Raw genomic sequence first — 12,790 nt, 5'->3', positions numbered from 1 at the left:
TCCGGCGTAGCTCAGCGGTAGAGCAGTTGACTGTTAATCAATTGGTCGTAGGTTCGATCCCTACCGCCGGAGCCAATACCCCCAAAACACACCGCAAATTATCATGGATGCCCGCCTTCGCTGTGTGCACGTTTTTTCGACGAAAAAACTCACGCCCCCCACTGGACGGCGAAGAGTCGGGTTGCTATACGGCGCGAACCGTTCCGGCGTAGCTCAGCGGTAGAGCAGTTGACTGTTAATCAATTGGTCGTAGGTTCGATCCCTACCGCCGGAGCCAATCTTCCAAAATCTTCACGACTATAAAAACACCCTGCCTCAGGCCGTGCGCCATAACTCAAGGCAGATGATAAACGGTTTCAAAGGTTCATCCTCTAATTTTTTCATTCCCTTCAACTCAAAGTTGAGGGATAAGTTCCCAATTACATTTGCATTGAAGGACTTAGTCTGGGCCCAAGTTATTAGCAAGCTCAGGTGAACTTGAGATAAATTGAAAGAAGATATTATGCCGGTCACGCTTGTCCCAAAGCCAAACCAGGCAGATCAGAAACGCCACTGGCAAGTCGCGAAACGGACATACGAGCATAAGGAAGTATCATGAAGCAGGTGAACTGTTTGATCATAGGTGCTGGCTTTGGCGGCATTGGTATGGGCTACCAGCTCAGACAAGCGGGAATCGACAGCTTCGCAATACTCGACAAGGCCACTGAATTTGGGGGCACTTGGCAGCATAACACCTATCCCGGTGCGGAATGCGATGTGCCCTCGCATTTGTATTCTTACTCTTTCAGCAAAACGCCGAACTGGAGCCGAAAATGGTCGGGACAGAAAGAGATTCTGGATTACATCCGGGATTGTGCGGAAACATTCGGAGTGATCGCGCATTTACGCCTTGGCTGCGCTGTCACTTCAACAAGCTTCGATCCGACCAGAGAAATGTGGACTGTAACGACCAAGGGCAATGGAGATGAAACCTATCTCTGCCGCCACGTGGTTTGCTCGGTTGGTCAGTTGCACTTTCCCAACCGTATTGGGATACCGGGGATGAAACTCTTCGGGGGAACCATATTCCATTCTGCCGAATGGCGCCATGATATCGACCTGAAGGACAAATCAGTTGCCGTGATTGGAAATGCAGCCAGCGCGCTGCAGTTCATCCCAGAGATCGCCAAACAGGCAGACATTCTGACAGTTTATCAACGCACGGCAAATTGGGTCATGCCCAAAGGCAACAAGACCTATGGCGAGAGCTTCAAGTCGCTGATGCGTTCGATGCCTTTCCTTCAAAAACTTTATCGTTTCCGCCTTTGGGCCGAGAATGAATTCAAGATCTTTCCAGTCATGAAAGGATCGAAACTGCACGAGATGCTGATGCAGAACATACTGAACCGGCATCTGGAAAAGACGATATCGGACCCAAAACTCCGTGAGGCGCTTCGACCAAAATACCCGCCCGGCGCGCGTCGTCTTTTGGTCTCGGACAGCTACTATCAGACCCTGAACCAGGATAAGGTTGAGTTGGTGACGGACGGAATCGACTGTTTCACCAAAGATGGGATCAAGACCACAGACGGTACCGAACGCAACCATGATGTGGTCATTCTTGGCACCGGGTTCCAATCCAACCCCTTCCTGCAAGCTATTGATATCAAGGGACGTGATGGTATCTTGTTGCGCGATGTTTGGGATAAGGGTGGTGCGCGGGCCTATCTTGGTATTTCGGTTCCCAAATTTCCCAATCTGCACATTATTTACGGACCAAACACAAACCTTGGCCACACGACGGTCCTGGCCATGATCGAAGCGCAAATCGGTTTTGTCATCCAACTTATCAAGGCGGCCGATCACGGCACGATCGAAGTAAAACCTGAGGCGGCATTGCGTTTCGATGACGAGATGCAACGGCGACTTGCCAAAAGTCAGTGGGCGCGGATCAAGCGCAGCTATTACAAAGATGGCGAGCGGATAACCACCAACTGGCCAGGCAGTTCGTTCGAGTATTTCAGGCGCACGAGGAAACCCAAACTGGCAGATTTCAGGCGTGGAACTTCAGAAGGCTGAGGGGCTAGAGATCTACGTTCGCCGCGAAGTCAGGAACCCCGGCAAACAATCTCGCTTGTGTCTGCCAGGCCAGTGATTTTGCGCTAGGTACTCAGCAGATCTTTGAAATCTTCCCGCAGGTTGCGTTTCAGTATCTTGCCAGTCGCGTTCAGTGGCAGCGCGTCCACAAAGACTACCCTGTCCGGGATCTGCCACTTGGCGATCTTACCACCAAAAAACGCCAGCAATTCTTCTTCGCTTGGATTTGCCCCCTCGGCTTTCACCGCCACAAGAACGGGCCGTTCGTCCCATTTCGGATGCGGCACACCCACAACGGCTGCACCTGCCAGCTTTGGATGTGCCACCGCGATATTCTCGAGCTCGACCGAACTGATCCATTCACCGCCGGATTTGATGATGTCCTTTGAGCGATCTCGGATCGTCATATACCCGTCCGGGTCCAGTGTCGCCACGTCGCCAGTGGCAAACCAACCGTCTTGCAGCAGACCCTGATCCTGCATCATGAAATAGCTGTCCAATACCCAGTATCCGCGCACCATCAGGTCTCCCTGTGTTTCACCGTCGCGCGGAAGCTCATTGCCCAGATCATCAACGATTTTCAATTCGACCCCATAACAAGGACGGCCCTGACTTTCCCGAAGCCCATACTGCTCTTCTTTGGGCAGTTTTCCATGTTTCGCCAAGGGCTGGTTCGCGGTTCCCAGCGGGCTCATCTCGCTCATCCCCCAGGCGTGGACTGTATCAACACCGTAGGTTTCGCGGAACGTCTCGATCATCGACGGCGGACATGCGGCCCCACCAATAACTGTGCGCTCAAGACTGGACAGTTGACTGCCCGACTTCTTGGCAGAGGCCAGCAGACCCTGCCAGATCGTCGGCACACCCATGGCCAGTGTCACGCCATAGCTGTCAATCAAATTGACCAATGCCTCGCCATGCAAATCTGGTCCCGGCAATACCATCCGAGACCCCGACATCGCGCAAGCGTACGGCGATCCCCAAGCGTTCACATGGAACATCGGTACAACTGGCAGTACCACATCCATCGCCGAAAATCCGATCACGTCACGCGTGTTGGACCCAAAACTGTGCAAAACTGTCGAGCGATGGGAATAGAGCACCCCTTTGGGGTTGCCGGTTGTGCCCGAAGTGTAACAAAGGCTTGAGGCTGTGTTTTCGTCCAGCCTCGGCCATTGAAAGCCGGAATCACCGGTTTCGATCAGCTCATCATAGAACTGCACCCCTGGAACCTGCGCGATTGCGTCATCATTCCGCGGACCCATTAACACGAAATGCTGCACCTCTGTCAGTTGGTCCTTCAAAGCGGCGACAAGCGGGATGAATGTGGCGTCGAAAAACAGAACCCGGTCCTGCGCATGATTGATGATATAGGTCAGCTGCTCTGGAAACAGCCTGGGGTTTACGGTGTGGCAGACGAATCCAGCACCCGAAGTGCCATAGTAGATTTCCAGATGGCGGCGGTTGTTCCATGCCAATGTCGCTAGCCGAGCGTGCGGTTCCAGCCCAAGACCTAACAGTGCAGAGCCCAATTTTCGCGCGTTCTCGGCGACTTGCGACCAGTTTGTTTCAGTCAAACTGCCGTCAGTTTCGACAGAATAAATCTCGGTTTGGCCATGATAGCGATCGGCATGCTCGATCAGTGACGAGATCAGCAACGGTTGCGTCATCATTTGTCCCAGCATGGACATCCTCCCTGTGTCGGGGCCGCTTTTTGCAGCACCTTCTTGTTTGCCACGCATCTTTGACTGTTGGCGCGGTCAAAAGAAATCCTGCCAAGCATTTAATTGTCTGACAATAGAAGAATGCGTCATGCAAGGGCTGCAAAGCTGGCTTTTATTCGGTTTCCCGGTGCAACATGGCATAGGCAACAAGGGCGGCGGTTGACCCGTCTTTGGTCTCGGTACCTTCTGCACCGTCCACGATTGGCCCCAGTGAAGTCGCCAGTTCCTTGCCCAGTTCAACGCCCCACTGGTCAAAAGAGTTGATCCCCAACAGGACCCCTTCGACGAATACGCGATGCTCGTACAGGGCGATGATCTGCCCCAGAACAAAAGGCGTTAGCTTGGGGTACATCAGCGTGGTCGAGGGACGATTGCCAGCAAACACCCGATGTCGGGCCTGACGTTCGCATTCTTCACCCGTCAACCCTTTGTCGGCCATGCGCTGCCGCGCCTCGTCCAGCGATCGGCCGCGCATCAGCGCCTCGGACTGGGCCAGACAGTTGGCCAGCAGCAGACGGTGATGGTGGGTCAGCTCGGGCTCATGTCCCTCGGCAGCGACCATGAATTCGCAAGGGATAACGTCTGTGCCCTGATGGATCAGCTGATAAAACGCATGCTGACCATTGGTACCAGGCTCACCCCAGACCACCGGACCCGAAGGAATGGTCAGCGCGCAGCCGTCCATGGCAACGGATTTGCCATTCGACTCCATCTCGAGCTGCTGAAAATATGCGGGCAAGCGCAGGAGACGCTGATCGTATGGCAGCACGGCCCGGCTGGCATATCCCAGAACCTGCCGATGCCAGATACCGGTCAAAGCCAACATCACCGGCATATTCTCGGACCAATCGGCGGCGCGAAAATGCACGTCCATTGCCTGTCCACCACGCAAAAACGCGTCAAAGGCCGTCGAGCCTACGGCAATCATCACCGGCAGGCCCACAGGCCCCCAAACCGAATAACGCCCGCCGACCCAATCGGCGAAACCAAACACGCGCTGTTCGGGAATGCCAAAGGCCTGAGTCTTGTCCAAAGCACTGGAAACCGCAGCAAACTGTCGGGCCGGCTCCCCGCCGCCATCGACCATCCAGGCGCGCGCGGTGCGGGCATTGGTCATGGTTTCAATGGTCGTGAACGTCTTGGACGCGACAATCACAAGTGTCCGCGTCGGATCCAGCTGCCGTAGAACATCGGCAATATGTGCCCCGTCTACATTCGAGACATAGTGCAGCCGCGGCCCGTCGTGATACGGAGCCAGCGCATGCGTGGCCATAACCGGTCCCAGATCAGACCCACCAATTCCGATATTCACCACATCGGTAAAGCTGCCCCCTGCCCCGGACACGGCCCCCCCACGGACCTCTTCGGCAAAGACACGCATCCGCTGCAGCGTATCCAGAACGCCAGGCATGACATCCAGACCATCCACGTCGACCGGACCGCCATCCAGATTCCGCAATGCCGAATGCAGAACCGAGCGTTCTTCGGTTTCATTGATCTTGGCACCCGCAAACATCGCGTCGCGCCTGTCGGCAAGCCCCGCCTCGTCGCATAGGCGGATCAGGGCTGCGCGAATATCTGCGTCAATCTGCGTCTTTGAATAGTCAAACAGCATATCGCCCGTTGAGGTCGAGAAAACCTGTGCCCGATCCACGTCTTGTTCAAACAAGTCCAAAATGGAATGACCGCCATCTGACGCAAATGCCTTGAGAGTATCCAGGTTCATAACTCTACTCCGCCCAATGGACCGTCATGCCGCCCAACACAGCAGCAATCGGCGCCTCTTTGGGATGCAGGGACATGGCCCGGTCCAGCGCCTTGCGTTTGGTTTCCCCAAAAATCACCAGATGCTTAGACAATGCGCCGTCCAAGACCGGAGCCGTTAATGTAATCCGCGCCTCGGGCTGAACTTCGGGTCGGGCCACGGCCAAAGGTGGCGCATGCCCGTCCAATGCGGCCGCCAACCCGTCCATCCCCGGAAACAGCGAGGCGGTGTGCATATCTTCGCCCATACCCAGCATGAGAACCGAAAGAGGCAGCACAGGCGCAATCAAGCTTTCAATTTCGGGCAGCACCGATTCCGGATCTTTGCCATCCAGATACAGCGGCACATATTGCGCGACCGAGGCGCGATTGGTCAGCAAACGCTCTTGGATCAGCCGCGCATTTGCGCGATCGCTGTCGCTGGGCACGCACCGTTCATCCGTTGGCAGAATTCGGACCCGGTCCCAATCCAAATCAGCGGCACACAATCCGTCAAAGACCGGCCCGGGTGTGGTACCGCCCGGCACAGCAAAAGAAACCAGATCGTGATGCAGCAGCGCCGCCTCAAGATCTCCGGCGATAGCATTGGCCACGTCGATGGCTAGCATATCCCGGTCGGCGTATTCCTGAATTTTCATGGGTTTATCCCTTGCCAACGGCGACCGTCCCGTTTCATCAGCAGCTCGGCGTCGCCCGGCCCAGTGCTGCCGCTCTCATAAGGTTTCGGCACATCGCCACGCGCCTGCCATCCTGCGATGATCGGGTCTGTCCAGGCCCAGGCGGCCTCGACCTCATCACCGCGCATGAACAGCGTCTGATTGCCTCGGATCACATCCATCACCAGACGTTCATAGGCGTCTGGCGGGTCCTGGTTCTCGGCGCCCAGGGCCTCGGCAAAGCTCATGTCCAAGGGCACGTCGACCAAACGCATGCCGCCTTGCCCGGGCTCTTTGATCGTTACTTTCAGCGTGATGCCCTCATTTGGCTGCAGGCGGATCGACAGCGCATTCGCATGACGCCCGGCATCCGCTCCAAAGATCGAGTGCGGCGCGTCTTTGAACATCACATTGATCACCGAAGACCGGGCCACAAGGCGCTTGCCCGTGCGCAAGTAGAACGGTGTTCCCGCCCATCGCCAGTTGCTGATATGCGCCCGCAGCGCCACATAGCTTTCCGTGGTCGAGCGCGGATTTCCAACGGCTTTGCGGTAACTTGAACTTTCGCCCTCAAACTGCCCCCGCACGATATGATGCGGCTTTACCGGGTCCAGAGCGCGAATGACCTTGAGCTTTTCATCGCGCACCGCATCCGGGTCGAACTTGGCCGGAGGTTCCATGGCGATCAGGCACAAAAGCTGCATCAGGTGGTTCTGCATCATGTCGCGCATCGCGCCTGCGCGCTCGTAATACTCTTCACGGCCGTTAATTCCGACGGATTCGGCTACGGTGATCTGGATATGGTCGACATACTGGCTGTTCCAAAGTGGTTCGAACAACATGTTGCCGAACCGTACAGCCATCAGGTTTTGGACGGTTTCCTTGCCCAGATAGTGGTCGATTCGATAGATTTGACTTTCCCTGAAATGCGCGGCCAGCGTGGCATTCAAAGCCCGCGCACTTTCCAGATCATGGCCAAAGGGTTTTTCAACCACGATCCTCGTCTGCGGCGTTGTCAGATCATACGCCTCGATCCGTTCCGCCAGAGGGCCAAACAACCGCGGCCCCACCGAAAAATAGAACGCCCGAACCCGATCCGGCTGAAGTTTCTGCGCAAGCTCGGCCCAGCCATGATCCGCAACAGCATCCAATGTCACATAATCAACCCGCTGCAAAAACGCGTTCAGCGCAGCGGTGTCCTGACTGTGTCGTCCGGCATGTGCCTCAAGCGAGTTGCGGACCAAATTGCGGAACTTGTCACGGTCATAATCCGTTCGAGCCGCCCCGATTACTTGCGCGCCTTCAGCCCACTGGCCAGCACAAAACCGGCGAAACAGAGCGGGCAGGATTTTACCCTGCGCCAGATCGCCGGTTCCGCCAAAAATGACCAGATCAAAGGGGTCTACAGGTATGACGCGAGAAACCATGTGTTTTCCTTACCTTGCCCTATGCTCAATGTCCAATGTTAGCGCAACCATTTTTGCGGATTTCCGCGACATCAATTCTCTGTCAGTTCACCCATGTCTCACTTTGCGAAACGGTCTGAAACCTCTAATTCAAGGTGACAACAGAAAAGAACCGGAAACCGGAATGAAAGACAACGCCCCTCAGATCGTCAATATCGGCAAGTTTCAAAACAAATTGGTGACAGCGGATGGCCAGACTCGTGCCTCGGTGGCGTTGACCAACCCCGAGACGCTCTGGTTCAATACCGGGACTCTGTGCAACATCGAATGTGTGAACTGCTATATCGAAAGCAGCCCGACCAATGATGCGTTGGTCTATATCTCGGCGGGTGAAGTGCGGGACTATCTGGACCAGATCGAAGACAGAAACTGGCCCGTGCGTGAGATTGGCTTTACCGGTGGTGAGCCGTTCATGAACCCCGACATGATCGAGATGGCACGCGCTGCGCTGGAACGCGGCTATGAGGTGTTGATACTGACCAACGCGATGCGGCCAATGATGCGCCAGAAGATGCGCGAGGGATTGACTGAACTTCAGCGCGACTACGCTGGGAAACTGACGCTGCGGGTATCGCTCGACCATTATCGTGCCGACCTGCACGATAAGGAACGTGGCAAAGGCAGTTTTGACAAAACCGTGGAAGGTATGAAGTGGCTACGCGATGGCGGATTCCGGATGGCTGTTGCCGGCAGAACCGTATGGGGCGAGGACGATGAAAAAAGCCGTCAGGGATATGCTACGTTATTCAACCGCCACGGGTTTGGCATCGACGCGCATGACCCTGCGCGAACGGTCCTTTTCCCTGAAATGGACGAAACCGTCGAAGTGCCGGAAATTACCACCGCCTGCTGGGGTATCTTGGACAAATCACCCGCGACTGTGATGTGCGCCAGTGCCCGGATGGTGGTCAAACGCAAGGGCGCTGAAAAACCGGCCGTTCTGGCCTGCACGTTGCTGCCTTATGAGCCGGAATTCGAGATGGGGCATACGCTGGCCGAGGCGGAAGCGGACGTGCACCTTAACCATCCGCATTGTGCCAAATTCTGCGTTCTGGGCGGGGCCAGCTGCTCGGGTTGATCAGTTCAGTTCCGGCGATTTCCAGAATTTTGTACCCGACGCGCCCGCTGCCACACGCCACCCTGTCTTGGACAATGCAAAAAAGGACCGACCGTCGCTGAATCGCACGATTTCCGTCGTGTTTTCGTCGCCGTACATGGCACCGGTTTCGGCGGTCGCGTCATAGCCTTGAGTGATGAACTTATCCAGATCAGCAGATGTTTCGAACATGATCACAAATTTGGATTCAAAACCGCCGATGCCGATCGCTCCACCCACGCCGCCTGTTCCCATGTTCATATATGTGTGCTGGCCGGTGTCCTTTGACACCGCCACACCCCGCCCATACCCAGCCGAGACTGGAAACACCGTAACCTTGCGCGAGTCGAACACGGCATAGCCGGCACAGACCTCGTACAGTGATTGCGCTTCGGGATTTTCGGCCAGCAACTGATCCAGAATCTGCGTGGCCAATGTGTCCAGCTTGGCGCGCGTCTCTTCCGGAGTGGCCTCATTGCTTAGCAATTCGGTGGTCGAGTCGACCGTACCCTCAACAGCTTTCGCGCCTTTATCGATTGTCTCGCCAACGGTTTCGGCCCCTTGCCCGACAACGTCAGCCGCGTTTGCCGCGCCTTTTTTGATCTTGTCCAAAACTCCCTCAGCGGCGACTGGCCCACCAAGCAAAACGGCGGCGACAAACAGCAACATTCTGGGCATGCGGCATTTCCTTAGCTGATCAATGGCTTGGACACGACCCTAGCCTAAGAAAATCAAATGGAACACGCCCTTTCGTTACACAGCCAATAATCTGTCAGGGCGGCTAATTCACCCGAAACTCGCCAACTTGATTGCGCCACTCTCCGGGCGCGATCATCTTACGGTGCGTGAATTTTACGGAATGTAAGGGCCCTTCGATCTCTCGCTGCCAGAAATCAATGAACTCGAACAGTTTCGGATGATCCGGCGCCAGATCGTATTCCTGCCAGATGAAGGTGTTCAGAACATGGATATAGTCGGGCATGTGGTAGAATAATTCCGCCGTTGTCAGCCCATAACCTTTAAGCATCAATTCCGTTTCGCTGCGCTCCATTTCGACCTCAATATTAATTGCAAGGTCCCCCTATTGTATCACGAAAACACCCTAATCCTTAGTTAACAATATGTTACCGTGATGTTACCGGAGTTTCTCACTTGCAAAATGGTTGCTTGCTTGCACCTTATGTGCCGGGTCTGATAAGGTGTATCCACAAGATATAGAGTCTGCATACAGAACGGGCAGTTTACGTGAGCGATACGCCAGAAGTTCCTGAAAATATGGATGAAAACCCACCAGAACGCCCCGTTTACGGTGGCCCGACGGTCTCCATCGAATCCGAAATGCGCACGTCCTATCTGGACTATGCGATGTCGGTCATTGTTAGCCGTGCGATTCCTGATCTGCGCGATGGGTTGAAACCGGTACATCGGCGCATCCTTTACGCGATGCACGAGACCGGAAACACCCATGACAAATCCTATCGCAAATCGGCCCGTCCGGTCGGCGATGTGATGGGTAAATACCACCCCCACGGTGACAGCGCGATCTATGACGCGTTGGTGCGGATGGCTCAGGATTTCTCGATGTCGCTGCCGCTGCTGGACGGTCAGGGCAACTTTGGCTCGATGGACGGCGATAACCCGGCGGCCATGCGCTATACCGAAGTGCGGATGGACAAGCCCGCCGCCTCTCTGCTGGCGGATATCGAGAAAGACACCGTCGATTTTCAGGACAACTATGACGGTAAAGACAGAGAGCCGACAGTCCTGCCCGCACGGTTCCCGAACATGCTGGTCAACGGCGCTGGCGGCATTGCCGTGGGCATGGCGACCAATATCCCGCCGCACAATCTTGGTGAGGTGGTCGACGCCACCCTCGCCCTGATCGACGATCCCGATCTGACGTCCGAGCAGCTGATCGAGTATGTTCCAGGCCCCGACTTCCCGACCGGCGGCGTAATGCTGGGCCGGTCCGGCGCGCGCAAAGCCTATTTGGAAGGGCGCGGCAGCGTCATAATTCGCTCGAAGACCCGCGTCGAGGAAATCCGCAAAGACCGCTATGCCATCGTGGTTGATGAGATTCCATATCAGGTGAACAAGGCTTCGATGATCGAAAAGATCGCCGAGGCCGTGCGTGAGAAGAGGATTGAAGGCGTCAGCCACGTTCAGGACGAATCCGACCGTAACGGCGTACGCGTGGTGGTCGAACTGAAACGTGATGCCACGCCCGAAGTTGTATTGAACCAGCTTTTCCGTTTTTCGCCGATGCAGACCTCGTTTGGCTGCAACATGCTGGCGCTGAATGGTGGGCGACCCGAGCAACTGACTCTGCGCCGCTTCCTGACCTCCTTCATTGACTTCCGCGAGGACGTCGTCGCCCGTCGCACTGCGTACGACCTGCGCAAAGCCCGCGAACGCAGTCACATCTTGTGCGGTTTGGCCGTGGCAGTTTCGAATGTGGATGAGGTGGTTGCAACCATCCGCTCATCCGCTGACGCCGCGCAAGCGCGTGAAAAGCTGATGACCCGCCGCTGGCCCGCGGCTGAGATCGAAAGCTATCTGCGCCTGATCGACGACCCTCTGTCCATGATGAACGACGACGGCACCTATAACCTGACCGAAGTTCAGGCCCGCGCGATCCTCGACCTGCGCCTGCAGCGATTGACCCAGATCGGTGTCAAAGAGGTTACGGACGAACTGGAAGAACTGGCGGGTAAGATCCAGGAATACCTGGATATTCTGTCCTCGCGAGAGCGCATCATGTCGATCATCGGGGATGAGCTGCGCAGCGTTCGTGAACAGTTTGCCGTGCCCCGTCGCACCGAGATCGTCGATTGGTCCGGCGACATGGAAGACGAGGACTTGATCGAGCGTGAGGATATGGTCGTGACCGTCACGTCGGGCGGCTACATCAAGCGTACTCCGCTGGCCGATTTCCGGGCGCAAAAACGTGGTGGCAAGGGCCTGTCGGGAATGCAGACCAAGGAAGAGGACGTCGTTACCAACCTTTTCGTGGCGAACACGCATACACAGTTGTTGTTCTTCACCACTGACGGGATGGTCTACAAGCTCAAGACCTGGCGTCTGCCGCAGTCGGGGCGCACCGGCAAGGGCAAGGCCATTGTCAACATCCTGCCGATTCCGACCGGGGTGTCCATCGCGGCGATCATGCCCGTGGATGTGCCGGACGAAGAATGGGAAAACCTGCAGATCATCTTTGCCACCAGCGCAGGCGATGTGCGCCGGAACCGACTGTCGGATTTCACCAATGTCCGCCGCAACGGCAAGATTGCGATGAAATTGCCCGAAGGCATCGAACTGGTGAATGCACGCATCTGCTCAGAAGACGAAGATGTGATGCTGGTCACCAATTCGGGCCGCGCAATCCGGTTCCGCACCACTGATGTGCGCGTGTTCAACTCACGCGAATCCACCGGTGTTCGGGGCATAAGGCTGAGCGGTGGCGACCGTGTCGTCTCGATGTCGGTGATCCGCCACTTTGAAGCTGATCCGGATGAACGCGCCGCCTATCTCAAGATGCGCCGCGCAGTGGCAGGCATCGCCGATGACGGTGAGACGGATGAGGATGAAGCAACCCCCGGCACCATCACGCAAGAACGCTATGCCGAAATGTCCGCTGCCGAAAACATGATCCTGACGATTACCACTGGCGGTGCAGGCAAGCTGAGCTCCAGCCACGACTACCCGGTCCGCGGACGCGGCGGCATGGGTGTTGCGGCGATGGACAAGGCAATGCGCGGCGGAGCACTTGTGGCCTCGTTCCCGGTCGATATCGAAGATCAGATCATGCTGGCCACGTCCAAAGGTCAGTCGATCCGGGTCCCGATCGAAGGCATCTCGTTCCGCTCGCGGTCAGCAGGTGGCGTGAAGGTGTTCAACACCGGCAAAGGCGAAGAGGTTGTCAGCGTCGCCTGGATCGCCGATCAGGGTGACGAGGAAACCGAAGAAGAGTAAACACCATACTGGTGGGAACAGGGCGCCGCTCCATCG

Annotated in this window: 9 protein-coding genes and 2 tRNA genes; 5 read left to right on the top strand and 6 right to left on the bottom strand. The window is 56.1% G+C overall.

Annotation, left to right across the window (positions count from 1 at the left end; all coding sequences use genetic code 11):
* The 3 genes from AC2FIC_RS10245 to AC2FIC_RS10235 all read left to right on the top strand — a co-directional run bounded on the left by AC2FIC_RS10245 (position 1) and on the right by AC2FIC_RS10235 (position 2,058).
* Positions 1-75: transfer RNA gene (locus tag AC2FIC_RS10245), tRNA-Asn, on the top strand.
* A gap of 127 nt (positions 76-202) precedes the next feature.
* Positions 203-277, top strand: a tRNA-Asn gene (locus tag AC2FIC_RS10240).
* A 317-nt stretch (positions 278-594) separates the two neighbouring features.
* Entirely contained in the window at positions 595-2,058 is a 1,464-nt protein-coding gene (locus tag AC2FIC_RS10235; RefSeq protein ID WP_496870159.1) for a flavin-containing monooxygenase, read from the top strand.
* Positions 2,059-2,141: 83 nt separating this feature from the next.
* On the opposite strand, the gene AC2FIC_RS10230 is transcribed toward AC2FIC_RS10235, so the two are convergent.
* From AC2FIC_RS10230 to zwf, 4 genes are all read right to left on the bottom strand, one after another.
* The gene (locus tag AC2FIC_RS10230) at positions 2,142-3,761 is read right to left on the bottom strand and encodes a long-chain-fatty-acid--CoA ligase (protein WP_496870158.1); all 1,620 of its coding nucleotides are present in this window, start codon (positions 3,759-3,761) and stop codon (positions 2,142-2,144) included.
* A 151-nt stretch (positions 3,762-3,912) separates the two neighbouring features.
* On the bottom strand, positions 3,913-5,526 hold the full coding sequence (gene pgi / locus AC2FIC_RS10225; protein WP_496691176.1) for a glucose-6-phosphate isomerase: 1,614 nt from the start codon (positions 5,524-5,526) through the stop codon (positions 3,913-3,915).
* Between the two features lie 4 nt (positions 5,527-5,530).
* Complete coding sequence (gene pgl / locus AC2FIC_RS10220) at positions 5,531-6,202, bottom strand: 6-phosphogluconolactonase (protein WP_142633575.1); 672 nt, start codon at positions 6,200-6,202, stop codon at positions 5,531-5,533.
* Positions 6,199-7,647, bottom strand: a complete 1,449-nt coding sequence (gene zwf / locus AC2FIC_RS10215) for a glucose-6-phosphate dehydrogenase (protein WP_496691175.1) — start codon at positions 7,645-7,647, stop codon at positions 6,199-6,201. The genes pgl and zwf overlap by 4 nt, the downstream gene beginning before the upstream one ends.
* A 163-nt stretch (positions 7,648-7,810) precedes the next feature.
* Between zwf and AC2FIC_RS10210 the strand changes: the two genes are divergently transcribed.
* The gene (locus AC2FIC_RS10210) at positions 7,811-8,764 is read left to right on the top strand and encodes a radical SAM protein (protein ID WP_496691174.1); all 954 of its coding nucleotides are present in this window, start codon (positions 7,811-7,813) and stop codon (positions 8,762-8,764) included.
* On the opposite strand, the gene AC2FIC_RS10205 is transcribed toward AC2FIC_RS10210, so the two are convergent.
* Both AC2FIC_RS10205 and AC2FIC_RS10200 read right to left on the bottom strand, forming a co-directional pair.
* Positions 8,765-9,460, bottom strand: a complete 696-nt coding sequence (locus AC2FIC_RS10205) for a lipid-binding SYLF domain-containing protein (RefSeq protein ID WP_496691173.1) — start codon at positions 9,458-9,460, stop codon at positions 8,765-8,767.
* 103 nt (positions 9,461-9,563) lie between these two features.
* A complete protein-coding gene (locus AC2FIC_RS10200; RefSeq protein ID WP_142633572.1) occupies positions 9,564-9,833 on the bottom strand; it encodes an usg protein in 270 nt (89 codons plus the stop codon).
* 224 nt (positions 9,834-10,057) lie between these two features.
* Between AC2FIC_RS10200 and gyrA the strand changes: the two genes are divergently transcribed.
* Positions 10,058-12,754, top strand: a complete 2,697-nt coding sequence (gene gyrA, locus AC2FIC_RS10195; RefSeq protein ID WP_496870160.1) for a DNA gyrase subunit A — start codon at positions 10,058-10,060, stop codon at positions 12,752-12,754.
* Positions 12,755-12,790 lie beyond the last annotated feature (36 nt).

This window comes from Ruegeria sp. CDSC079, assembly GCF_059610505.1.
This window is presented reverse-complemented; position numbering and strand designations above follow the sequence as displayed.